Source organism: Streptomyces sp. NPDC107454, from assembly GCF_055582885.1.
Window position 1 is genome coordinate 513,296 of the sequence record NZ_JBVJPA010000005.1, and the last position, 23,556, is coordinate 536,851.

Sequence of the window (23,556 nt, forward strand, 5' to 3'; positions counted from 1 at the left end):
CCACCGACAGTCAGTCCAGCGCGTGTCCCGTGGTGGCGTCCACGTGGTCCGGGATCTCGTCGTGGCGGTCGCCGACGGTCATGGTTCCGGTGGGCTCGAAGAGCAGGATCGCGGCGCCGGCCGGGGCGGTCGGCTTGTGTTCGGTGCCGCGGGGGACGGTGAAGACGGAGCCCTGGGGGAGGACGACGGTCCGCTCGCCCGCCGTCTCCCGGAGCGCGATGGTCAGCTCGCCCTCCAGGACCAGGAAGAACTCGTCCGTGTGGTCGTGCACGTGCCACACGTGCTCGCCCTCGACCTTGGCGATGCGCACGTCGTAGTCGTTGACGGCGGTGACGATACGGGGGCTCCAGAGGTCGGAGAAGGAGGCGAGGGCGGTGGCGAGGGAGATGGGTTCGCTGCTCATACCGGTCATCCTCCGCAGTGGCCCGGCAGCCGCACGAGTGCTAGAAATCGCATATGGCGCAAGGATCCTCTCAGCCTGAGCGAGCCAGGACGCACCGGGTGGTCGTGATCGTCGACGAGTCCACCAATCCGTTCGAGGTGGGCGTGGCCACCGAACTGTTCGGGCTGCCCCGGCCCGAACTGGGCCTGCCCGACCCGTTGTACGAGCTGACGCTGTGCACCCCGGTCCCGGGCGTCCGGATGAACCACGGCTTCTTCGTGATGACCGGCACGCCCGGGCTCGACGCCGTGGAGGGCGCGGACACGCTGATCGTGCCCGGCCGCCCCGACAACGTCGTACCCCGCACCCCCGCCGTCCTCGACGCCGTCCGGCACGCCCATGCGCGCGGCACCCGGATCGTCAGCTTCTGCACCGGCAGCTTCGCTCTCGCGGAGGCTGGGCTGCTCGACGGCCGCCGGGCCACCACCCACTGGCGCTGGGCCGACCAGTTCCGCAGCCTGCACCCCAAGGTCCTGCTGGAGCCGGACGTCCTCTTCGTGGACGACGGCGACATCCTCACGGCAGCGGGGAGCGCGGCGGCGCTCGACCTCGGGCTGCATCTGATCCGTCGCGACCACGGCGCCGAGATCGCCAACGCGGTCAGCCGACGGCTCGTGTTCGCGGCGCACCGGGACGGAGGTCAGCGGCAGTTCGTGGAGCGGCCGGTGCCCGACGTGCCGGACGAGTCGCTCGGTCCGCTGCTCGCGTGGGCGCAGGAACGGCTGGGCGAGCCGCTGACGGTGGCCGGCCTCGCGGCCCACGCGGCCGTCTCCCCCGCCACGCTCCACCGGCGTTTCCGAACCCAGTTGGGCACCACGCCACTGGCCTGGCTCACCGGGGAACGCGTCGCCGTCGCCTGCCGGTTGATCGAGCGGGGAGAGGAGCGGCTGGACGTCGTGGCCGAGCGGAGCGGCCTGGGCACGGCGGCCAATCTACGGGCACGGCTGCGGCGGGAGACCGGGCTGAGCCCGTCGGCGTACCGGCGGCGGTTCGGGCCGACCCCTGGAGAAGCGGTGGCAGCCGGCCCCTTCGTGAGGAAGGAGCCGGGCGCGGGTCTTCCGGCCGCAGGAGGGCGGAGCGGGACCGGGCTGTGAAGTGGCCTGGGATCCGGCCTGTTTCCCCCAGGCCTCGGACACCGCCTTCGGAGGGGGTGAAGGCGTGATGATCTTGCGGATCCCGGGAAGCGGTAACGGTATGAGATTCCTCGTACGCGACCGGCTCCTCGGCTTCGGTGACGACTACTGGATCGAGGACGACCACGGCAGCAAGGTGTTCCTCGTCGACGGCAAGGCGATGCGACTGCGGGACACCTTCGAGCTGAAGGACACCCGCGGGCGTGTCCTCATCGACATCCACCAGAAGATGTTCGCCCTGCGGGACACGATGGTGATCGGGCGGGACGGGGAACCGCTGGCGACGATCAGACGCAAGCGGCTGTCCCTGCTCCGCAACCACTACCGGGTGTCCCTGGTGGACGGGACGGAACTCGACGTCAGCGGCAAGATCCTCGACCGCGAGTTCGCCGTCGAGTACGAGGGTGAGCTGCTGGCGGTGATCTCGCGCCGTTGGCTGCACGTACGGGAGACGTACGGCGTCGACGTCGTCCGCGAGGACGCGGACCCCGCGCTGCTGATCGCGGTGGCGGTGTGTGTGATCCACCTGGCGGAGAAGGAGCGGGGCGAGGACTGACTCGACGGAGCGAGGTGAGGAGGGGCCGGAAGACCGGGAACGAGTACTGACTCAGCGGCGCGGTGCCGTCAGTCCCAGCATCCGGTCCTTCAGCGCCGGGAACTGCTCCCGCGTGGTCGCGACCTTCCCCGGGTCGAAGTCCACCGTGAGCGCCTGCTCCCCGGCCCCGGCCTCCGCCAGGACCTCCCCCCACGGATCGACCACGATCGAGTGACCGGCCTGGGGAACGCCCGCGTGCGTGCCGGCCGTTCCACAGGCAAGAACGAACGCCTGGTTCTCGACCGCGCGGGCCTGGGCGAGCAGCGTCCAGTGGGAGCGCCGCCGCTCGGGCCAGCCGGCCGAGAGGACGAGGGTCTCGGCGCCTGCGTCGACGAGCCCGCGGAAGAGTTCGGGGAAGCGGAGGTCGTAGCAGGTGGCGATGCCGAGGGTGGTCTCCGGCAGACGGACCGTCACCAGTTCGGCGCCCGCGCCCATCATTACGGCCTCGCCCTTGTCGAAGCCGAAGCGGTGGATCTTGCGGTAGGCGGCGGCCAGGTCGCCGGAGGGGGTGAAGACGAGGGAGGTGTTGTAGAGCGTGCCGTCGGCGTCCCGCTCGGGGATCGACCCGGCGTGCAGCCAGGTGCCCGCGTCGCTCGCCGCCTTCGCCATGACCTCGAACGTCGGCCCTTCGAGGGACTCCGCCTCCGTGCCGAACGCCTCGTAGGCGAACGCGCCGGTGGTCCACAGCTCCGGCAGCACGATCAGATCGACTCCGGCTTGTTCTCGTACCAGAGCCGCCACACGCCGCCGACGCGAATCGACCGATTCGCCGTCGTTTACGTCGATCTGGAGGAGAGAGGCGCGCACACTACCACCGTCCTGGCATTCGAGCCGTCCATACAGGCCTACGATCGTCACACGAAAGCACTGCCGGGGTGCCTCACAGCAGCGTAACTTAGCGTCCCAAGACACCCGCTGCCTGTGCACTGCCCGCGTCCAACCGCCCGAGGGGTCCCGTTCCGTGAGTCTGCATCCCAACCTTCAGTCCTACGCCGACGCCTGGACCCACTCCGTCGATGCGATATCCGAGTTGGTGTCGCCGCTGGTGGAAGGTGAGTGGAACCGGCGCACGCCCTGCCCCGGCTGGTCGGTGCGGGATCTCGTCTCGCATGTCATCGGGCTGGACTGCGAGATGCTGGGCGATCCGCGGCCGATCCACACGCTCCCCCGCGACCTGTACCACGTGACGAACGAGCACCAGCGGTACATGGAGATGCAGGTCGACGTGCGCCGCCACCACACGGCGCCGGAGATGACCTCCGAGCTGGAGTACACGATCATCCGCCGCAACCGTCAGCTGCGGAACGAGTCGCGACAGCCGGACGCCAAGGTGCGCGGGCCGCTCGGAACCGAGATCACCCTCGAAGAGGCGATGCGCAGGCGTGCGTTCGACGTGTGGGTGCACGAACAGGACCTGCGGGTGGCCCTCAGGGCGCCCGGCAACCTCGACTCTCCCGGCGCGCACATCGTCCGCGACGAGCTCCTCGGGGCCCTGCCGAAGGTCGTCGCCAAGGACGCGGGGGCGCCCGCGAACTCGGCGGTCGTCTTCGACATCCACGGGCCGCTGGAGTTCCTGCGGACGGTGCGGGTCGATGCGGACGGGCGCGGCTCGATAGACGGCGCCCCCTCTCTCGGCCCTGCCGCCACCCTCACCCTCGACTGGGAGACGTACTTCCGTCTCGCCTGCGGCCGCGTCACGGCCGACGCCGTCTCCGACCGCATCAAGACGGAGGGCGACCCGGAACTGACCGCGGCCATCCTGAGGAACTTCACGGTCACGCCGTAGCGCGGGGTTCTCGGACCGCGGGTGGGCGGGGGCTGCTGGTCAGGCAGTTCCCCGCGCTCCTGAAGGGGCGCTACGCGGGGACGTGCACCGTCTCCACGCGGCTGGCCACGAGCCGCTCACGCTCCCTGCGCGCCGCCTGCTTCCGCAACCGGAAGATCTGGCTCAGCCCCAGCGCCTGGAGAGCGAACACGGCGGAGAAGGCGACGCGGTAGTTGTCCCCGGTCGCGTCCAGCAGCACGCCGATCGCGAACAACGTCGTCATGGAGGCGACGAAACCGCCCATGTTGGTGATCCCGGACGCGGTGCCCTGGCGCTCCGGTGGATTCGCGGGCCGCGCGAAGTCGAAGCCGATCATGGAAGCCGGTCCGCACGCCCCGAGCACCGCGCACAGCACGACCAGCAGCCACATGGGATCCCGGTCACTGGGATACGCCAGCGCACTCGCCCAGACCACCGCCGTCGCCGTCACCGTCCCGAGCGCCAGCGGAAGCCGCGCCGCGTGATGCCGGGCGACGATCTGCCCGTAGACAAGACCCACGAACATGTTGGACAGCACCACGAGGGTGAGCAGTTCACCGGCCGTCGCCCGCGACAGCCCCTGCGCCTGGACCAGGAACGGCATGCCCCACAGGAGCAGGAAGACCATCGCCGGGAACTGTGTCGTGAAGTGCACCCACATCCCGAGGCGCGTACCGGGCTCCCGCCACGACGCCGCGATCTGCCGCCGCACATACGCGGCCCCCTGGTGCGGGAACGGTTCCGGCTCGTGTCCCTCGGGGTGGTCCTTCAGGAAGAGAAGGAGAAGTACGAGGACGACGACTCCGGCGAACGCGCTGCCCGCGAACGCCGTCGTCCACCCCACCCCGTGCAGCAGCCGCGCGATGACAAGGGTGGAGACCAGGTTGCCCGCCATGCCCACCAGGCCGGCGAGCTGCGCGACCAACGGCCCCCGCCGCGCCGGGAACCACCGCGTGCCCAGCCGCAGCACGCTGATGAACGTCATCGCGTCCCCGCAGCCCAGCAGCGCGCGCGAGGCCAGCGCCATCCCGTACGTGGAGGAGAACGCGAAGCCCAACTGGCCCGCGGTGAAGAGCAGGACGCCGATGGTCAGCACCTTCTTGGTGCCGAGTCCGTCGACCAGCAGTCCGACGGGTATCTGCATGCCCGCGTAGACGAGGAGTTGCAGGATCGAGAAGGTGGAGAGGGCGGAGGCGTTCACATGGAAGCGGTCCGCGGCGTCGAGCCCGGCCACTCCCAGCGAGGTACGGAAGATGACGGCGACGAAGTAGACGGAGACGCCGATGCCCCAGACGCCGATCGCGCGGCGGCCGCCGGGCGGGTCTCCGGGGAGCGAGACGGTCGAGTGGGAGCTCATCGGACCTCTCCCCGCGCCAGGTTCGAGAACCAGCTGACGTGACCGTGGACGATGTCGACCGCCGCCTCCGCGTCACCGGACCGCAGTGCTTCGAGGATCGCCTCGTGCTCGGTGAGCGTCTTGGTGATCCGGTCGGGGTGCGCGTGCATGACGGCGACGCCCATCCGCAACTGCCGGTCGCGCAACTGGTCGTAGAGCCGGGAGAGGATCTCGTTGCCGCCGCTGCGGACGATCTCGGCGTGGAAGCAGCGGTCGGTGACGGCGGCGCCGGCCAGGTCTCCAGCGGCGGCCTGCTCCTTCTGCTGCGCGAGGAGTTCCTCCAGGCGCGCGATGAGATGCGGCGACGCGGGCACGGCCTTGCGGACCGAGTGTTCCTCCACGAGTTGCCGTGTCTCGACCACGTCCGCGATCTCCTGCGCGGAGACGGGCAGGACGAGCGCGCCCTTCTTCGGGTAGAGCTTGATCAGGCCCTCGACCTCGAGCCGGAGCAACGCCTCGCGCACCGGCGTGCGCGAGACCCCCACGGCCTCGGCGAGCTCGCCCTCGGTGAGCAGCGTCCCACCCTCGTAACGGCGTTCCAGGACGCCCCGCTTGACGTGGGCGTAGACGCGGTCGGGGGCGGGGGGTTGCTTGGTGGCGGGCGGAGCGGACACGGACGGCGCGGCAGGCATGCGCACATCATAGATACAACACGTACGCATGGCCGTGTGTCGTCCAGGATGCGGACCGATAGCCTTCACGCGGTCAACGCCCGCCCCTCGGCGTAACCCACGTCACACAATTCCAGCCCATCTTCCGTGCATCCCTTTGGGTCCCTCACGAGTCCGTACGTAAGACGGCACTGCCATGTGCCGTTCTCCCAGGGGCATTTCGCGCATTCGGAGCGTTCATTTTGATTACCGGCATTAAGGGCACGCGTTTCCGCCGAGCCGCCGCTGTCACCGTTACCACCGGCGCCGTACTGGCGGCCGGAGCCTTCGGGGCCGCCCCCGCAGGGGCCGTCACGACGCCCTCCATCGCCGCCGCCGGCGGCTACGTGATGAACAACGGCACGGCCAAGACCTTGTACACCAAGGCTGCGGACACCAAGCGTTCCACCGGTTCCACCACCAAGATCATGACCGCCAAGGTCGTGCTCTCGCAGCCGAACCTCAACCTCGACGCCAAGGTCACGATCCAGAAGGCGTACAGCGACTACATCGTCGCCAACACCGCGTCCTCCGCCCACCTGATCGTCGGCGACAAGGTCACCGTCCGTCAGCTGCTCTACGGTCTGATGCTGCCGTCCGGCTGTGACGCCGCCTACGCACTCGCCGACAAGTTCGGCTCGGGCTCGACCCGTGCCCTTCGCGTGAAGTCGTTCATCGGCAAGATGAACACCACCGCGAGGAGCCTCGGCATGACGAACACGAAGTTCGACTCGTTCGACGGCATCGGCAACGGCAACAACTACTCGACGCCGCGCGACCTGACGAAGCTCGCCAGCAGTGCGATGAAGAGCACCACGTTCCGCACGGTCGTGAAGACCAAGTCGTACACGGCGAAGACCGTCACGAAGACCGGCAGCACCCGCACCATGGCGGCGTGGACCAACACGAACACGCTGCTCAGCAGCTACAGCGGCACCATCGGCGTGAAGACCGGCTCCGGCCCCGAGGCCAAGTACTGCCTCGTCTTCGCGGCCACCCGCAACGGCAAGACGATCATCGGCACGGTCCTCGCGTCGACCTCGATCACCCAGCGCGCCACGGACGCCACCAAGCTCCTGAACTACGGCTTCGCCAAGTAGTTCCGGACAGAGCAGTTCCCGGGCACCACAGCCGAAGGGGGCCCGTCGCCGAACGCGACGGGCCCCCTTCGTCATGCTGCGCGCCGACTACGCGCCGGCGCTCACGCCCAGGTGATCAGCCGCTTCGGCTGTTCCAGGATCGCCGCCACGTCGGCCAGGACCTTGGAGCCCAGTTCGCCGTCGACCAGGCGGTGGTCGAAGCTCAGCGCGAGCGTCGTCACCTGGCGGGGCTTGACCTTGCCCTTGTGGACCCAGGGCTGGAGCTTGATCGCGCCGATCGCGAGGATCGCCGACTCGCCGGGGTTGAGGATCGGCGTGCCGGTGTCGACGCCGAAGACGCCGACGTTCGTGATCGTGACCGTGCCGCCCTGCATCGCGGCGGGTGAGGTCTTGCCCTCACGGGCCGTGGCCACCAGCTCGCCCAGGGACCCGGCGAGTTGGGGGAGCGTCTTGGTGTGGGCGTCCTTGATGTTCGGGACGATCAGACCACGCGGGGTGGCGGCGGCGATGCCCAGGTTCACGTAGTGCTTGAGCACGATCTCCTGGGCCGCCTCGTCCCAGGACGCGTTGACGTCCGGGTTGCGCTTGATGGCGACCAGCAGGGCCTTGGCGATGAGCAGGAGCGGGTTGACCCGCAGGCCCTGCATCTCCTTGTCCTGCTTGAGCTCCTCGACGAGCTTCATCGTGCGCGTCACATCGACCGTCACGAACTCGGTGACGTGCGGCGCGGTGAACGCCGAACCGATCATCGCGGCGGCCGTGGCCTTGCGGACCCCCTTGATCGGGATACGCGTCTCACGCACCGTGTCGTACGCGACGACCGGAGCGGGAGCCTGGGCCTGGGCGGGAACCGGCGGCGCCGGCACCGCCGGCTGCTCCGGGGCCGGAGCCGGTGCGACCGCCGCGTGCACGTCCTCGCGCGTGATGATGCCGTCCGGGCCCGACGGCGTGATCATGGCCAGGTCGACGCCGAGGTCCTTGGCGAGCTTGCGGACCGGGGGCTTGGCGAGCGGGCGCTGCCCGACCGGCGCGGACCCGCGGCCGTGGCCGTTGAGCTCGCCCTGGATCGCGGTGGCCGCCAGGAACGTCTCGGGCTGCTGGGCCGGGACCTCGGCACCCTTGCGGGGGCGGCGCTTCGTGGAGGCCTCGGACACCCCGTACCCGACAAGGACCGGCGTGCGGCCCTCGGGCTTGGGTTCCTCGGCGACCGGCACCTGGGCAGGGGGAGCGGCGGGCGTCTCGGCCACGGGGGCTTCCACGGCGGCGGGGGCCTGCCCGGTGGGCGCCGACCCGCCGGCCACGTCCACCGCGATGATCACCTGGCCCACGTCCACCGTCGTCCCCTCGGGGAAGTGGAGTTCGCGCACCACGCCGTCGTAGGGGATGGGCAGTTCCACGGCGGCCTTGGCGGTCTCGACCTCGCAGACGACCTGGCCGTCGGTGACCGTGTCACCGGGCTGGACGTACCACTTGAGGATCTCCGCCTCGGTGAGCCCCTCGCCCACGTCGGGCATCTTGAACTCGCGGAGCCCCGACGCGTTCTCAGTCATCGTCGTCACGACCCTCTCCTCAGTACGCCAGTGAGCGGTCGACGGCGTCGAGCACCCGGTCCAGGCCCGGAAGGTACTCCTCCTCCAGGCGCGCCGGCGGATAGGGGGCGTGATAGCCGCCCACCCGCAGGACGGGTGCCTCCAGGTGGTAGAAACACCGCTCCGTGATGCGGGCGGCGATCTCCGCGCCCGTACCGAGGAAGACCGGGGCCTCGTGCACCACGACCAGACGGCGGGTCTTCTCCACCGAGGCCTGGACGGAGTCGAAGTCGATCGGGGACATCGAGCGCAGGTCCAGGACCTCGATCGACTTGCCCTCCTCCTGGGCCGCCGCGGCCGCCTCCAGGCAGACCTTCACCATCGGGCCGTAGGCGGCGAGCGTCAGATCGCTGCCCTGGCGCGCCACGACCGCCTTGTGCAGCGGTCCGGGAATCGCGTCGGTGGTGACCTCGCCCTTGTCCCAGTAACGCCGCTTCGGCTCGAAGAAGATCACCGGGTCGTCGCTCTGGATGGCCTGCTGCATCATCCAGTAGGCGTCCGACGCGTTCGACGGAGAGACCACCTTCAGGCCCGCCACGTGCGCGAACAGCGCCTCGGGGGACTCGGAGTGGTGCTCGACCGCGCCGATGCCACCGCCGTACGGAATCCGGATCACGACGGGAAGCTTGATCTTGCCCAGCGCCCGCGCGTGCATCTTCGCGAGCTGCGTGACGATCTGGTCGTACGCCGGGAAGACGAAACCGTCGAACTGGATCTCCACCACCGGCCGGTAGCCGCGCAGCGCGAGACCGATCGCCGTGCCGACGATGCCCGACTCCGCGAGCGGGGTGTCGATGACCCGGTCCTCGCCGAAGTCCTTCTGGAGCCCGTCGGTGACCCGGAAGACACCGCCGAGCTTGCCGACGTCCTCACCCATGATCAGGACCTTGGGGTCGGCGTCGAGGGCCGTACGCAGCGACTCGTTGATCGCCTTGGCCAACGCCATCTTTTCCGCAGCCATCGCTACTTGCCCTCCCCTTCATCCGCGAACGACGCCTGGTAGGCGGCGAACTGGGCCCGCTCCTCGTCGACGAGCGCGTGCCCGTCGGCGTACACGTTCTCGAAGATGGCGAAGTGGTCCGGGTCCGGCATGGCGCGGACGACTTCGCGTACTCGTTTGCCCAACGCCTCGCTCTCGGCCTCAAGTTCCGCGAAGAATCCCTCGTCCGCGTGGTTTGAAGCCTCCAGGTACGCGCGCAGGCGCAGGATCGGGTCCTTCGCCTCCCACGACTCGCGCTCCTCGTCGGCCCGGTACTTGGTCGGGTCGTCGGAGGTGGTGTGCGCGCCCATGCGGTAGGTGTACGCCTCCACGAGAGTGGGGCCCTCGCCGCGGCGGGCCCGCTCCAGCGCCCACTTGGTGACCGCCAGACAGGCCAGGACGTCGTTGCCGTCGACCCGGACGCCCGGGAAGCCGTAGCCCTGCGCGCGCTGGTAGAGCGGGACGCGGGTCTGCTTCTCGGTCGGCTCGGAGATCGCCCACTGGTTGTTCTGGCAGAAGAACACGACCGGGGCGTTGTAGACCGCGGAGAAGGTGAACGATTCAGCGACGTCGCCCTGGCTGGAGGCGCCGTCCCCGAAGTACGCGATCACGGCCGAGTCCGCGCCGTCCTTGGCGACGCCCATGGCGTAGCCGGTGGCGTGCAGCGTCTGCGAGCCGATGACGATCGTGTACAGGTGGAAGTTGTTGCTGTTCGGGTCCCAGCCGCCGTTGTTCACACCCCGGAACATGCCGAGCAGGTTGGTCGGGTCGACCCCGCGGCACCATGCGACGCCGTGCTCACGGTAGGTCGGGAAGACGTAGTCGTCCTCGCGGGTGGCCCGCCCGGAGCCGATCTGGGCGGCCTCCTGGCCGAGCAGCGAGGCCCACAGGCCCAGCTCGCCCTGGCGTTGCAGGGAGGTGGCCTCGGCGTCGAAGCGACGGGTCAGCACCATGTCCCGGTACAGACCACGCAGCTCTTCGGGGGTGATGTCGGCGACGTACGGGTCGTACGTGGCGTCCTTGACCCGCTCGCCCTCCGGCGTCAGCAGCTGGACGAGCTCGGGACCGGGGCCCGATGCGCCAGGTGCGCCGGGTACGCCCGGTGACTTCTTGCCGGCCGCGCTGGTGCGCTTGGGCGCGGCGCTCTTCGTACCGGTCGTACTGGCGCCGCTTTTCGCAGCGGTCGTACCGGCGCTGCGTCGCGGCTTGCGCGCGGCAGTGCTCTCCACGGTCACGTGTGCTCCTCCGTCGGTCCGGCCCCCGGGGTTGCCGGGTGGCCAGTGCGGCTCGCCTGTTCCAAGTACCCGTGCACGGGGTGGGTGCACTCGGCCGGGAACAGGCGTGACAGGTGCCCCGGCGAGCGCCCTGCAACGGCCACGTTACCCAGTGCTCCACAATTCTGTGAAACCCCTCCTGACCTGCGTTTTTGCTTGGACTTCCCACTATTTATTAGTCGGATTTCCAAGTAATGCACGCAGCTCGGGAACAGTCGCTGGTCACAGCACTGGTCACAGCCTCGCAGGGGGCCGGAACACGGGCACGTTATCCCGGTCACCCCAGGCACGGGAAGAGTTCACCCCGGGCAGGGCCAAGGGTGGTGTGTGACACTGCCTTTGTGCCCGAAAGTGGAAAAATTACCGTATTTCTCCTCGACGATCACGAAGTGGTACGCCGCGGTGTCCATGAGTTGCTTTCGGGCGAGGACGACATCGAGGTCGTCGGCGAGGCCGGCACGGCGGCCGACGCGCTGGCGCGGATCCCGGCCACGGCCCCGGACGTCGCGGTCCTGGACGTACGGCTCCCGGACGGCAGCGGAGTGGAGGTCTGCCGCGAGATCCGGTCGCTGAACGCGGACATCAAGTGCCTGATGCTGACCTCCTTCGCCGACGACGAGGCGCTTTTCGACGCGATCATGGCGGGCGCGTCGGGCTATGTGCTGAAAGCGATCCGCGGCGCCGAACTGCTCTCGGCCGTACGCGATGTCGCGGCCGGCAGGTCGCTGCTCGACCCCGTGGCCACCGCCCAGGTCCTGGAGCGGCTGCGGCGCGGCGGCGGCAGTGCCAGGGACAGCGACAAGCTCGGACACCTCACCGAGCAGGAGCGCAAGGTCCTCGACCTGATCGGCGAGGGCCTCACCAACCGCGTGATAGGCGAGCGGCTGCATCTCGCCGAAAAGACGATCAAGAATTACGTGTCGAGCCTGCTGTCCAAACTGGGCATGGAACGGCGCTCACAGGCCGCCGCCTATGTGGCGCGCATCCAGGCAGAGAAGCAGCACCACTGAGCGCGGCACCGAAGAACACGGCTCACCGAGCGCGGAGCCGCCGATACCGCCCTCCTTGTATTTCGGGACCTTCGGCCCCCTCTTCAAGGGGCGGGTGCCTCTTTTCCGAGGCCTTCAGGGTGTCGGAAATTGAGGGCATGCCCATCGACGACGAGCTCGCCGTGGAACTCCTCGGCCGTACCGACCACGGCCGGCTGGCCGCCAGCCTGCGCGCCATGCCCTTCCTCACCCTCGCCCGCCATGTCGTGGTGGACGGCCGCGTCCTGTTGCGCCTGCACCGGGGCTGCGGCTACCACCGGGCCTGCCTCGGGAGCGTCGTCGCCTACGGCACCGACAACCTGGCCACGGCAAAGCCCGGCGAGAGCGTGTGGTCCGTACAGATCGTGGGCCGCTGTGAGGCCGTGGAGCCCACCGCGTCCCACCGCGAGCTGTTCGGGCCCGCGCCGCGGTTCATGGACGGCGAGCCCTTCGACCCGGTCCATCTGAGCATCGAGCCCCAGTTCTGCACCGTCCATTCCACGGACGATGCCATGGAACGCCAGTTCCGGCGCGCCCTGTGACTGTCCCGTGATCGAAGACGACTGTCTGTGACAAACCCGAGGTCAGAGGACCGGCTCGTGCCCTAGCATCTGGCGCGTGCCGCGCCTATCCGCACCACCCCCGGTGTCTCACGCGCCCCCTCTGGGCGCCCTCCTCCGCCAGTACGCCGCCGGGTCCGCGCTGACCTGCGACCCCGTCGAACAGGGGCTGCTCAACCGCGGCTACCGACTGCGCACCACCCGCGGCCGCTACTTCCTCAAGCACCATTTCGACCCCGCGACCGCCGACCCGGCCGCGATCGCCCGCCAGCACCGAGCGACCCAGCGTCTCGCCGACCTCGGCGTCCCCGTCGCCCCGCCGCTGACCGGCACCGACGGGCGTACCGTCGCCGTCATCGGGGGCCACGCGTACGCGCTGCACCCCTGGATCGACGGCCGGCACCGGCACGGCGGCCAGCTCACCACCCGGCAGTGCGCACGGCTGGGGGCGCTCCTGGGCGTCGTCCACGCGAGCCTGGAGCGGGTGATGCCGACGCAGGGTCGCACTCCGGCGAGAGCGACCGACGTCACCGGGGCGACGGACGGATCGGCGGGTGCGGGAGGCTCGGCAGGTGAGGGAGGCTCGGCAGGGGCGGGGGGCTCGGCGAGGGCCGGCGCGGGAGGCTCAGCGGCGGCGGAAGGGGTCGATCCGGCCCGGGGAGCCGACCCCGCGGACACCTTCGCACTCATCGACCGCCTGCTCGCCCAGGTACGCCGCCACCGCCCGTACGACGCCTTCGACGAGCTGGCCCGGCACCGGCTCCTGGAGCGGCGCGCCCTCCTGGAGCGGCATGCCGACCGACGGCCCCCGCAGGGCGGCTCGGTGGGCTGGGTGCACGGCGACTTCCACCCCTTCAACCTGCTCTACCGCGACGGCGAACCGGCCGCGATCGTCGACTGGGACCGGCTGGGCGTCCATCCCCGTGCCGAGGAGGCCGTACGCGCCGCGGTGATCTTCTTCGTACGTCCCGTCGGCGCGCTGGACCTGGCGAAGGTGCGGGCCTACGCGCGCGCGTACCGGCGTACCGCGGGCGCCGGACCCGCCGAGCTGGCGGCCGCCGTGCACCGGGTGTGGTGGGAACGCCTCAACGACTTCTGGATGCTGCGCTGGCACTACGAGCGCGGCGACACCCGCGCCGATCCGCAGTTCCCGGCGGCCTCGGCGCTGGCCGTGTGGTGGACGAGACAGTACGACACGGTGTGCGAGGCGTTCGCGGGCTGATCACCGACACCGGTCGGGGAAAACACCACGCGCGCGTGGCGCCCGTTTCGGGTTCGGGCTTCACGCGCGCGTGGCCGACGTTTCCGTCGGTGTCCCTCAAGGGCCCGTCGAGCTGCCCTGGCTGTCGCCGCCGGCGGCGCCGCCGTCCGTCGGATCGACCGGCGTCGGCGGATCCTGGCTCTGGGTCGCCGGGTCCGTCGGCGTCGTGTCCGTCGGCGTCGTGTCCGTGGCCGTGTTCGACGGCTGGTTCGAGGGCTGGCTGCTGTAGCTCGGGGACGGCGTGTAGGACGGCGTGTAGTCCGAACCGCCGCCCGAGCTGGTGTTGTCGTCCGTGGAATCGTCCGTCGCGGTGTCCGTGGGGCTGTCGCTGGGACTCGCGCTGGGCTGGTCCTCCGTGGCGGACGGCGTGGTGCTCGGCGACTGGGTCGTACCGCTCCCGCCGCTCCCGCCGCCACCGGTGTTGTGGAGCGCGAGCGCGACGCCCGCCGCGATCGCGATCACCGCGAGGACCGCGAGGATCCACAGCTTGCCGCGGCCGCTGCCGCGGTTGCCGTGCCCCTCGAAGCCGCCGTCGTCCCCGCCGTTGCCGTACGGCGGGATGATCGGCGCCGGGATCTGCGTGGTACCGGACTCACCGGGGTGCGGCAGCGCGGTCGTCCCCGCGAAGCCGGACGCCGGGGTGTGGAATCCCTCGTGCATGGCGACCGGGCCGGTGTTCCAGGTGCCGGTGTGCCCGCCCTGGTCGTACAGCATCTGCAGCCCGTACTGGACAAGGCCGCGCATCTCCTCGGCGGTCTGGAACCGGTCGTCCGGCTCCTTCGCGAGGGAGCGCATGACGAGCCCGTCGAGCTCCGGCGGCGCGCCGTGCGCGACCTCGGAGGGGGGCACCGGGATGTCCTGGACGTGCTGGTAGACCACCGACAGCGGCGTCTCGCCGGTGAACGGGGGCCGCAGCGCGAGCAGTTCGTACAGCAGACAGCCGGTCGCGTACAGGTCGGAGCGGTGGTCGACGGCCTTGCCGAGGGCCTGCTCCGGGGAGAGGTACTGCGGTGTGCCCATGACCATGCCGGTCTGGGTCATCGTCGACTGCGCGCCGTGCAGGGCGCGCGCGATGCCGAAGTCCATCACCTTCACCGCACCGGTGTTCGTGATGATCACGTTCGCCGGCTTGATGTCGCGGTGCACGATGCCGTGCTGGTGCGAGTAGGCGAGCGCCTCCAGGACACCGGACACGATGATCAGCGCCTGCTCGGGCCCGGGGGCCTCGGCGTTGATCAGCAGGTCGCGGATCGTGCGGCCCTCGACGAGCTCCATCACGATGTACGGCACGGTCGCGTGGCCGACGACGTCCTCGCCCGAGTCGTACACGGCGACGACGGCGTGGTGGTTGAGTCCGGCCACCGACTGCGCCTCACGCGTGAAGCGGGCCTTGGACACCGGGTCCTCGGCCAGGTCGGAGCGGAGCAGCTTGACCGCGACGGTGCGCCCGAGGCGCACGTCCTCGGCCGCAAACACCTCGGCCATGCCGCCCCGGCCTAGTCTGTGGGTCAGCCGGTATCGGCCGTCCCCCACAAGTCCGCCATTACCCCACATCTCCGGCGCATCTGACATACCGCCGCCAGTCGCCTCGGGGTCGGACGGGCCCTGAGCGCGCTGCTGCTGTGCCATCAGTCCTCGCCGTCGTTTCTGCCCGCGGTCTGCGCGGTGGTTGTTACGGTCTCCGTCGGGCCACGCTACAGGCTCCGCGCAAGGCTCCGGCCCGAGATGGACGTGAGATGGACCGGCCATGAAACCTGTCCAGGGCGTCGACATGCAAATTCTGTGTACCGCTCGTACGCCACCTGTAACGCTTCCGCGACGCTTCTTTCGCAGACAGTCACGGAACGGGCACCGCGCTTGACGTGTCAGTGCCCTACGGCAGACTTGGCCGGGAATCAGCCAATCGATCACTGAGACACAGATCGATCACAGCACGGACCCGGACGGACTCGGTACGGATCACAGCGCAGTTCACCGCGCGGATCACCGCACGACCGCGCGGAGCGCGTGCAGGACAGCTCGCAGCACAGGCAGAACAATCCGCGCCAATGGGGGACGCAGAACATGAGCCAGGACGGCGCACAGGGCCGGTACGCGGGACGCGCGGTCGCCGGCGGCCGCTACCAGCTGCGTGATCTGCTCGGCGAAGGCGGCATGGCCTCGGTGCACCTCGCCTACGACTCGGTGCTCGACCGCCAGGTCGCGATCAAGACACTGCACACCGAGCTCGGCCGCGAGCAGGCCTTTCGCGAGCGCTTCCGCCGTGAGGCCCAGGCGGTGGCGAAACTCACGCACACGAACATCGTCTCGGTCTTCGACACCGGCGAGGACGAACTGGGCGGCATGACGACGCCGTACATCGTCATGGAGTACGTCGAGGGCCGCCCGCTCGGCTCCGTGCTCGACCAGGACATCGCGCAGCACGGCGCCATGCCGGCCGACAAGGCCCTGAAGATCACCGCGGACGTGCTGGCGGCCCTGGAGATCAGTCACGAGATGGGCCTGGTTCACCGGGACATCAAGCCGGGCAACGTGATGATGACGAAGCGGGGCGTCGTCAAGGTGATGGACTTCGGCATCGCCCGCGCCATGCAGTCCGGCGTCACCTCGATGACGCAGACCGGCATGGTCGTCGGCACCCCGCAGTACCTCTCTCCGGAGCAGGCGCTCGGCCGGGGCGTGGACGCCCGGTCCGACCTCTACTCGGTCGGCATCATGCTGTTCCAACTGGTCACCGGGCGGCTGCCGTTCGAGGCCGACTCGCCGCTGGCCATCGCCTACGCGCATGTCCAGGAGGAGCCGGTCACGCCCTCCTCGATCAACCGCTCACTGCCCCCGGCGGTGGACGCGCTGATCGCCCGCGCGCTGAAGAAGAACCCGAACGAGCGTTTCCCGAGCGCCGAGACCATGCGCGACGAGTGCCTGCGGGTGTCCCAGTCGCTGCAGGCCGCCGCGCCGAGCATCGTGCCGGGGGCCAGGACGTCGAGCGGAGCGGGCGTCGGCTCGGCCGTCTTCCCGCCCGTCGACCAGGCGATGCCGGCCCCGGGCCCCGTGCAGACGCCGTACCAGCCCAATCCCTACGGGGCACCGACCCCGCCGCCCGCGCCGTCCCAGGCGTACGGGTATCCGCAGCAGGGGGGCTACCCGACGCCGGGGGCCCCGGTGTACGCCCCCCAGCAGGGCATGTCGACCCCGCCGCCGTACCACCTCGCGCCCCAGCCCCAGACCGCCGTTCCGGGCGGCCCGGGCGGTTCCGGTGGCCGCAAGGGCAACAAGGCGGTCGTCGTCGGCTCGATCGTGGTCGCGCTCGTCGCGATCGGCGGTCTGATCACCGCCCTCGCGCTGAACAACGGCGGCGACGACCAGGGAGGCGGCGGCAACAGCCCCTCGCCGTCCGTGGTGGCGGGACACAAGGGTCCGGACACGTCGAAGACGATCGACAAGGAGAAGTGCACGTCTCCGCAGGAGTCGTACAACGACCCGAACAAGATCAAGATTCCGGACTTCCAGTACAAGAACCTGACGTCCGTGAAGTCCTGCTTCCAGGCCGCGGGCTGGCACATGAAGATCAAGCGCGTCGACGAGAACACCTACGGCCAGGACACGATCATGGATCAGTTCCCGTCCGCGGACGAGGACGTCGATCCCAAGAACATGCCGGACATCGAGCTGAGCGTCTCTTCGGGCAACCCGGCCTGAACCGCCACACACAATCCCTCAATATCCCGTAACACTCACGAGCACCCATAGCGCGCATAAGCGTCCATAAGACAGGCCCGGCACTTCACGTGCCGGGCCCGTTTCGTGAGAACTCGAGAGAATTCGAGAGAAGGGGTCGCCCGGGGCTACAGGTACGGACCGCCGGAGCGGCCGCCCGCGCGCGGGTCCTCGTCGCCGTCCAGGCCGCCGACGCCCGGCGGGAGCGCGCGGCGCATCTGCTCCAGCTGGGCCCTGGCCGCCATCTGCTGGGCGAACAGGGTCGTCTGGATCCCGTGGAAGAGGCCCTCGAGCCAGCCCACCAGCTGCGCCTGCGCGATGCGCAGCTCGGCGTCACTGGGGGTCGCGTCGTGCGTGAAGGGCAGCGAGAGCCGCTCCAGCTCTTCGACCAGCTCGGGCGCCAGGCCGTCCTCCAGCTCCTTCACGGAGCTGGCGTGGATCTCCTTGAGCCGGACCCGGCTCGCCTCGTCCAGAGGTGCGGCGCGCACCTCTTCGAGAAGTTGCTTGATCATGCTCCCGATACGCATGACCTTGGCGGGCTGTTCGACCATCTCTGTCACCGGGACCTCGCGGGAGTCCTCGTCACCGGTGCCGCCGAGAGCCATCCCGTCCTGGCCCACGACCAGGATCTGGGGGTTCTCCGGCGACCTTTCGTTCCTCGGCATCTCCATGCCGCCATTCTCTCGCACACCTCCACCCCATCACGGTGGTGCCCCCCATACAGCGTGATCCACCGTTCAGGTGACCGTCGAGATGCCGGGAACAAGGGGTCATGTGAGGCTTGCCCCATTGATCATGGGACTCCTCACCTGGGAGGGGGCCACCCACGTGACTCCACGGCTCAGCGCGCTCCATGTGACCGGACTGCTGCTCGTCCTGACGACCGGCGCGATATCCCCTTCGTACGCCGTCTCGCCCGCCGTCCCGTACACGGTGTCGTACGCCGCCGATCCCGCCCCGAGCGCCCGCGCCTCCCTCGCGGGGAGCGACGCGGGCGTGGGCCGTACGCATCCGGGGCGCGAGGAGCCCACGGCGCGGGACGAGGACGGAAGCGGGAACCACGAGGACACCGCGCCGACGTACACGGACCGCGACCCCGCCGGGGAGGACGCCGCGTCGGACGGCCCGGAGCCGTCACCGCCCGCGTCCGTGCCCGTCCAGCACGACGAGGTCGGCCCGGCGACCGCCCCGGAACCGGTCCTCAAGATCCTGCCCCTCGGCGGTGGGCTGATCCTCATCGGCCTCGGCCTGGGCCTCGCCTTCCTCGCCCTGCGCCAGCGCCGCGGCTGAGCGGATGGCCCGAGGACCTGGTCCCGTCCCGGTCCTTTCCTGGTCTTCTGGCCTTCTGGCCTTCTGGCCTTCTGGCCTTCTGGCCTTCTGGTCCTTTCCTAGTCCTTGCCGGGGACCACGAGAAGGACCTTGCCGATGTGACCGCTCTCCTCCAGGACCTGGTGGGCCGTCGCCGCCTCGCTCATCGGCAGCTCGCGGTCGACGACCGGCCGCACATGGCCGGAGGCGATCAGCGGCCACACGTGCTCGCGCACGGCCGAGACGATCGCCGCCTTCTCGCCGAGCGGGCGGGCACGCAGCGAGGTGGCGCTGATCGCGGCACGCTTCGTGAGGAGCGCGCCGATGTTCAGCTCCCCCTTGGCACCGCCCTGCAGACCGATGATCGCGAGCCGTCCGTTGACCGCGAGGGCCCGCACGTTCCGGTCGAGGTACTTCGCGCCCATGTTGTCGAGGATGACGTCGGCGCCCGAGCCGCCCGTGGCCCGCTCGATCTCCTCGACGAAGTCCTGCTCGCGGTAGTTGATGAGGATGTCCGCGCCGAGCTCGGCGCAGAAGTCGAGCTTCTCCTTGGTACCGGCTGTGACGGCGACCTTCGCACCGACGGCCTTCGCCAGCTGGATCGCCATGGTGCCGATGCCGCTGGAGCCGCCGTGCACGAGCAGGGTCTCGCCCGGACGCAGGTGGGAGACCATGAAGACGTTGGACCAGACGGTGCAGGTCACCTCGGGCAGCGCGGCCGCCCGCGTGAGGTCCAGGCCCTCGGGAACGGGCAGCAGCTGGCCGGCCGGGACGGCGACCTTCTCGCCGTATCCGCCGCCCGCGAGCAGCGCGCAGACCTCGTCGCCGACGGCCCATCCGGAGACTCCGGGGCCGATCTCGACGATCCGGCCCGAGCATTCGAGTCCGGGGTACGGGGAGGCGCCGGGCGGCGGGTTGTAGAAGCCCTGCCGTTGCATCAGATCGGCGCGGTTGACGGCGCTGGCCACTACTTCGACGAGGACTTCCCCGTCACCGGGAACGGGATCCGGCACATCCGTCCAGGTGAGCACTTCGGGGCCGCCGGGCTGGGTGATCGTCACTGCCTTCATGAAGCTGACGCTACCCCCGGCTCATGGTGAGAAGCCCGCGGGCACCGTCCGCGGCGTGCTGCCGGCGCTCGGCCCGGCGGACGACGACGAGGGTGGTCGCGTGGTCCCCGCACGCTGGGTGGATGTCTGCGGGAGTCCGGGGATTCAGCCCTGCGGGTTCAGCCCCGAAGGATCAGTCCCGAGGATTCAGTCCTGGGGCAGCGGTCGGCTGTGCGGTGCCACTCGGGTGCCTGGCGTGACCCGCACGATCGTGATGAGCCGGTCGGTCAACTGGAGCTTCCCGATGGCCGGATCGTCGTAGCCGAGCACGCGATGCCCCCGTACGACGCTGACCACCAGGTCGTCCGTCTCGCGTACGCCCTTGCCCACCTCGGCCTTCACGACCGGCCGTTCCAGGATGTCGAGCCCGCTGCCCTGCTGGATGAGGTCTTCCATGACCATGCCGGCGCTGGGGCTGAGCACGGACAGCCCGAGGAGCCGTCCGGCCGCGCTGGCACTGGTGATGACGGCGTCGGCACCCGACTGCTTGAGCAGCGGCGCGTTCTCCTCCTCACGCACCGCGGCGACGATCTTCGCCTGCCGGTTGAGCTGACGTGCGGTCAGCGTGACCAGCACGGCCGTGTCGTCGCGCTGGGTCGCGATGATGATCTGCCGCGCCTTGTGGACCTCGGCCCGCATCAGCACATCGCTGCGCGTCGCGTCTCCTATGACCCCGGCGTACCCCTCGGCCGTCGCCGCCTCGACCGCCTTGGCGCTGGGGTCGACGACCACGACCTGCTCCTTCTTCAGCCCGGTCGCACAGACGGTCTGCACTGCCGACCGCCCCTTGGTCCCGAACCCGACAACGACGGTGTGGTCGCGCAAAGCCGCCCTCCAGCGGTTCAATCGCCACTCCTCGCGGGTGCGTTCCGTGAGGACCTCGAGCGTGGTGCCGACCAGGATGATCAGGAACAGCACGCGCAGCGGCGTGATGACGAAGATGTTGGTGAGCCGGGCGGCGTCACTGACCGGGGTGATGTCGCCGTATCCGGTGGTCGAGAGGGTGACGGTGGCGTAGTAGAGGGAGTCGAGGAAGTCGACGCCGTCACCCGCGTTGTCGTGGTAGCCGTCGCGGTCGGCCCAGACGATGAAGGCGGTCGCGGCGAGCAAGAACAAGGCCATCGCCAGGCGTTTGCCGACCTGGCGGATGGGGCGTTCCACCACTTTTCTCGGGAGTTTCACCTGGTGGGTCACGAGATGCTCGTCCGCCTGGCGGGCGATCGCGTCATGGCCCGGCAGTTTCACGTGAAACACTCCCCGATCCGGCTCACCGTCCGGTCCATGCCCTCACTCATCTCAGGCATTCCCCATACCGGCCAACGCCCAGGGCAGATCGAGGAGTTCCAGCTCCTGGCCCGGACGGGCGCCGCCGGGTGGTACGACCGCGAGGGCGTCGGACGCCGCGACACCCCGCAGCATGGCCGGACCGTTGTAGTGCAGCGGCACGGCCCGGTCGGCACGCACCACGACGGGGATGAGCCGGGTGTCGTACGGGTGCCCGTGGACCGCGTCGCGGAGGGGCAGCGTGTACGGCTCCGGGGCCGACCGACCTGCCAGGACGCGCAGGAGGGGCTCGGCGAGCGTCAGCAGGCCGGAGACGGCCGCCAGGGGGTTGCCGGGCAGGCCGACGAGGTGCTGGTTCTCCTTGGTGCGGGCCAGGACCATGGGGTGACCCGGGCGGACCTTGACGCCGTCCACGAGGAGTTGGGCGCCGATGCGGCTCAGGGTGGGGTGGACGTGGTCGACGGGGCCCGAGGCGGTGCCCCCGGTCGTGACGATCAGGTCGGCGTCGGACCGGGTGATCGCCTTGTGCAGAGCCTTGGCGTCGTCACCCAGCCTGCGTACCGCGAGGACCTCGACACCGAGCCAGCGCAGCCAGGGCGGCAGCATCGGCCCGAGCGCGTCCCGGATCAGGCCCTCCTGGGGGAGCCCCTCGGTGAGCAGTTCGTCACCGAGGACGAGGACTTCGGCGCGGGGGCGGGGAATCACGGTGAGGGTGTCGTATCCGGCGGCCGCGGCGAGGCCCAGCACGGCGGGGGTGACCAGAGCACCGTCCGGCAGGAGCTGGTCGCCGCTGCGGCACTCCTGGCCACGGGGCCGGATGTCCTGTCCGTGCACGGCCTCCCGGGTGGCGTGCAGCCGCCCCTTGTCGTCGAGGCGCCCGTGCTCGCTGCGCAGCACGGCGGTGGCGTCCTGCGGGATGCGCGCGCCGGTGGCGATCCGCACCGCCTCGCCGTCGATGAGCGGCTCCGGCTTCGCGTGGCCCGCGAGTACCCGCTCCTCGCGGAGGTCCCAGGGGCCGGGTCCGGCTACCGCATAACCGTCCATCGCGGAGGTGTCGAAGGAGGGGAGGTCGGTGAGCGCGGCGAGCGGGGCGGCGAGGACCAGACCGAGGGCCGCGTCCAGGGACACGGAGACGGGGGCGCGCCGCGGGACGGACCGGGCGGCCCGCTCGGCGGTCGTACGGGCCTGGGGCCAGGGGGTGGCCCTGTGTCCGTCGCCCTTGCCCTTGGCGCTGTCGGGGGCGTGGGGGCGGCTCTCGCCCTCCGATGTGGGCGCGGGGACCGCGGGGGTGCCGTGGCCGTGCCGGGGGTCGGACGCTCCTCGGGGGTCCTTGACCAAGGCCAGGGCCTCCTCCACGTCGAGGTCGTCGGCGTCCTGACCGAGGGGCCGGGCGCGGGGCGCGTTCATCCGGCGTCGGGGGTCGGCTTGGCGTCGGGCGTGTCCTCGGCCGCCCAGCGGAGCGCGAGCGCCGCGGCCTTGCGGGATGCCTCCGCGACGGCCTCGGGGCCTCCCCCGGCCTGTGCGGCGGCGTATCCCACGAGGAACGTGGTCAGCGGCGCCGCGGGCCGGGCCACACCGTGCGCGGCGTCGCGGGCCACGTCGAGCAGAGCGCCGGTGTCGACGTCCAGGTCGATGCCCAGCTCGTCCTTGACTGCGGAAATCCATTCATCCAACACGTTCCCATGCTCCCTGATGCGGGCCCGGGCGGCGGCAATGTCGTCCCAGGTGTCGCAGTCGAAGGACGCGACGGGGTCGGAGATGCGGGTGAGGCCGAGCGCGGCGGTGAGCCGCCGCAGCGGCAGCCCGGTGACTCCGCCGTGGGCGACGGCGAGCGCGGCCAGCTCCCGGCGCAGGGCGTCCGCGCGGTAGGCGGCCACGAGCGGCTGGTCGCGGCCGTCGGGGTCGGTGAGCAGCACGCCGTCGGGTCGCGCCGGACCCTGGGGGGCGTCGCCCGTCCGCAGAGCGTCCAGCAGGCGCCGTACCGTCGCCTGCTCCAGGAACGGCAGGTCGGCGGAGAGCACCACGACGTGTTCCGCGGAGGTGTGCCGCAGGCCGGCGTCGAGCGCTGCGAGCGGCCCCCCGCCGGGCGGCTCCTCGCGCGCCCACTCCACGGGGCGCGCGGTCTCTCGGGGCTCGGCGACGACCACCGTGGTGGTGGCGGTGGCGCAGGCGGCGAGCACCCGGTCGAGCAACGGGCGCCCGCCCACGCGCAGACCGGGCTTGTCCGCTCCGCCGAGCCGGCGGGCGGCGCCGCCCGCGAGGACGACGGCGTCGTACGGGGCGGCGGGGCCGGGGGTGCCCGGTGGCTCGTACGCGGTCATCCCCCG

Annotated in this window: 22 protein-coding genes; 9 read left to right on the top strand and 13 right to left on the bottom strand. The window is 70.4% G+C overall.

Annotation, left to right across the window (positions count from 1 at the left end):
* Nucleotides 1–10 precede the first annotated feature (10 nt).
* Nucleotides 11–403, bottom strand: coding sequence for a cupin domain-containing protein (locus ACZ69M_RS15280; protein WP_470050049.1), 393 nt, complete (start codon nt 401–403; stop codon nt 11–13).
* Nucleotides 404–456: 53 nt separating this feature from the next.
* Between ACZ69M_RS15280 and ACZ69M_RS15285 the strand changes: the two genes are divergently transcribed.
* Together ACZ69M_RS15285 and ACZ69M_RS15290 are read left to right on the top strand one after the other, a co-directional pair.
* Nucleotides 457–1,536, top strand: a complete 1,080-nt coding sequence (locus ACZ69M_RS15285) for a GlxA family transcriptional regulator (RefSeq protein ID WP_470050051.1) — start codon at nt 457–459, stop codon at nt 1,534–1,536.
* Between the two features lie 100 nt (nt 1,537–1,636).
* Nucleotides 1,637–2,131: an LURP-one-related/scramblase family protein gene (locus ACZ69M_RS15290; protein WP_470050053.1), complete on the top strand. Its 495-nt coding sequence runs from the start codon at nt 1,637–1,639 to the stop codon at nt 2,129–2,131.
* Between the two features lie 51 nt (nt 2,132–2,182).
* On the opposite strand, the gene ACZ69M_RS15295 is transcribed toward ACZ69M_RS15290, so the two are convergent.
* Nucleotides 2,183–2,977: a carbon-nitrogen family hydrolase gene (locus tag ACZ69M_RS15295; RefSeq protein WP_470050055.1), complete on the bottom strand. Its 795-nt coding sequence runs from the start codon at nt 2,975–2,977 to the stop codon at nt 2,183–2,185.
* Nucleotides 2,978–3,131: 154 nt separating this feature from the next.
* On the opposite strand from ACZ69M_RS15295, the gene ACZ69M_RS15300 reads away from it, so the two are divergent.
* A complete protein-coding gene (locus ACZ69M_RS15300) occupies nt 3,132–3,956 on the top strand; it encodes a maleylpyruvate isomerase family mycothiol-dependent enzyme (RefSeq protein WP_470050056.1) in 825 nt (274 codons plus the stop codon).
* Nucleotides 3,957–4,026: 70 nt separating this feature from the next.
* On the opposite strand, the gene ACZ69M_RS15305 is transcribed toward ACZ69M_RS15300, so the two are convergent.
* Together ACZ69M_RS15305 and ACZ69M_RS15310 are read right to left on the bottom strand one after the other, a co-directional pair.
* Nucleotides 4,027–5,331, bottom strand: a complete 1,305-nt coding sequence (locus ACZ69M_RS15305) for an MFS transporter (RefSeq protein WP_470050058.1) — start codon at nt 5,329–5,331, stop codon at nt 4,027–4,029.
* Entirely contained in the window at nt 5,328–6,002 is a 675-nt protein-coding gene (locus ACZ69M_RS15310; RefSeq protein WP_470050060.1) for a GntR family transcriptional regulator, read from the bottom strand. Before ACZ69M_RS15310 ends, ACZ69M_RS15305 begins: the two co-directional genes overlap by 4 nt.
* Nucleotides 6,003–6,223: 221 nt before the next feature.
* On the opposite strand from ACZ69M_RS15310, the gene ACZ69M_RS15315 reads away from it, so the two are divergent.
* Nucleotides 6,224–7,120: a D-alanyl-D-alanine carboxypeptidase family protein gene (locus tag ACZ69M_RS15315; protein ID WP_470050062.1), complete on the top strand. Its 897-nt coding sequence runs from the start codon at nt 6,224–6,226 to the stop codon at nt 7,118–7,120.
* Between the two features lie 101 nt (nt 7,121–7,221).
* Here the strand turns inward: ACZ69M_RS15315 and ACZ69M_RS15320 are convergent, their stop codons facing one another.
* Genes ACZ69M_RS15320 through pdhA form a run of 3 tightly spaced genes read right to left on the bottom strand, consistent with a single transcriptional unit; the run spans nt 7,222 to nt 10,923 of the window.
* Nucleotides 7,222–8,679 (bottom strand): dihydrolipoamide acetyltransferase family protein, encoded by a 1,458-nt coding sequence (locus ACZ69M_RS15320; RefSeq protein ID WP_470050064.1) that lies wholly within the window; start codon nt 8,677–8,679, stop codon nt 7,222–7,224.
* A 10-nt stretch (nt 8,680–8,689) separates the two neighbouring features.
* A complete protein-coding gene (locus ACZ69M_RS15325) occupies nt 8,690–9,670 on the bottom strand; it encodes an alpha-ketoacid dehydrogenase subunit beta (protein ID WP_470050066.1) in 981 nt (326 codons plus the stop codon).
* 2 nt (nt 9,671–9,672) lie between these two features.
* Nucleotides 9,673–10,923: a pyruvate dehydrogenase (acetyl-transferring) E1 component subunit alpha gene (gene pdhA / locus ACZ69M_RS15330; RefSeq protein ID WP_470050068.1), complete on the bottom strand. Its 1,251-nt coding sequence runs from the start codon at nt 10,921–10,923 to the stop codon at nt 9,673–9,675.
* A 380-nt stretch (nt 10,924–11,303) separates the two neighbouring features.
* On the opposite strand from pdhA, the gene ACZ69M_RS15335 reads away from it, so the two are divergent.
* The 3 genes from ACZ69M_RS15335 to ACZ69M_RS15345 all read left to right on the top strand — a co-directional run bounded on the left by ACZ69M_RS15335 (nt 11,304) and on the right by ACZ69M_RS15345 (nt 13,772).
* Nucleotides 11,304–11,972, top strand: a complete 669-nt coding sequence (locus ACZ69M_RS15335; RefSeq protein WP_470050070.1) for a response regulator — start codon at nt 11,304–11,306, stop codon at nt 11,970–11,972.
* Between the two features lie 137 nt (nt 11,973–12,109).
* Nucleotides 12,110–12,532 carry a pyridoxamine 5'-phosphate oxidase family protein gene (locus ACZ69M_RS15340; RefSeq protein WP_470050072.1) on the top strand — a complete coding sequence of 141 codons (423 nt, stop codon included), beginning with the start codon at nt 12,110–12,112 and terminating at the stop codon, nt 12,530–12,532.
* A gap of 103 nt (nt 12,533–12,635) precedes the next feature.
* Nucleotides 12,636–13,772: a phosphotransferase gene (locus ACZ69M_RS15345; RefSeq protein WP_470050179.1), complete on the top strand. Its 1,137-nt coding sequence runs from the start codon at nt 12,636–12,638 to the stop codon at nt 13,770–13,772.
* A gap of 96 nt (nt 13,773–13,868) precedes the next feature.
* On the opposite strand, the gene ACZ69M_RS15350 is transcribed toward ACZ69M_RS15345, so the two are convergent.
* On the bottom strand, nt 13,869–15,440 hold the full coding sequence (locus ACZ69M_RS15350; protein WP_470050074.1) for a protein kinase domain-containing protein: 1,572 nt from the start codon (nt 15,438–15,440) through the stop codon (nt 13,869–13,871).
* Between the two features lie 435 nt (nt 15,441–15,875).
* Here ACZ69M_RS15350 and ACZ69M_RS15355 point away from each other — a divergent pair, with 435 nt between their 5' ends.
* Entirely contained in the window at nt 15,876–17,510 is a 1,635-nt protein-coding gene (locus ACZ69M_RS15355) for a protein kinase domain-containing protein (protein ID WP_470050076.1), read from the top strand.
* 146 nt (nt 17,511–17,656) lie between these two features.
* Here ACZ69M_RS15355 and ACZ69M_RS15360 read toward each other — a convergent pair whose 3' ends face one another.
* Nucleotides 17,657–18,199 carry a bacterial proteasome activator family protein gene (locus ACZ69M_RS15360; protein WP_054234194.1) on the bottom strand — a complete coding sequence of 181 codons (543 nt, stop codon included), beginning with the start codon at nt 18,197–18,199 and terminating at the stop codon, nt 17,657–17,659.
* A 124-nt stretch (nt 18,200–18,323) separates the two neighbouring features.
* Between ACZ69M_RS15360 and ACZ69M_RS15365 the strand changes: the two genes are divergently transcribed.
* A complete protein-coding gene (locus tag ACZ69M_RS15365; RefSeq protein ID WP_470050078.1) occupies nt 18,324–18,818 on the top strand; it encodes a hypothetical protein in 495 nt (164 codons plus the stop codon).
* Between the two features lie 98 nt (nt 18,819–18,916).
* Here the strand turns inward: ACZ69M_RS15365 and ACZ69M_RS15370 are convergent, their stop codons facing one another.
* The 4 genes from ACZ69M_RS15370 to ACZ69M_RS15385 form a co-directional block, all read right to left on the bottom strand.
* Nucleotides 18,917–19,906, bottom strand: a complete 990-nt coding sequence (locus ACZ69M_RS15370) for an NAD(P)H-quinone oxidoreductase (RefSeq protein WP_470050080.1) — start codon at nt 19,904–19,906, stop codon at nt 18,917–18,919.
* 186 nt (nt 19,907–20,092) lie between these two features.
* On the bottom strand, nt 20,093–21,190 hold the full coding sequence (locus ACZ69M_RS15375; protein WP_470050082.1) for a potassium channel family protein: 1,098 nt from the start codon (nt 21,188–21,190) through the stop codon (nt 20,093–20,095).
* 51 nt (nt 21,191–21,241) lie between these two features.
* Nucleotides 21,242–22,636, bottom strand: coding sequence for a molybdopterin molybdotransferase MoeA (locus ACZ69M_RS15380; RefSeq protein WP_470050084.1), 1,395 nt, complete (start codon nt 22,634–22,636; stop codon nt 21,242–21,244).
* Nucleotides 22,633–23,550, bottom strand: a complete 918-nt coding sequence (locus ACZ69M_RS15385) for an NTP transferase domain-containing protein (RefSeq protein WP_470050086.1) — start codon at nt 23,548–23,550, stop codon at nt 22,633–22,635. The genes ACZ69M_RS15380 and ACZ69M_RS15385 overlap by 4 nt, the downstream gene beginning before the upstream one ends.
* Between the last annotated feature and the right edge of the window lie 6 nt (nt 23,551–23,556).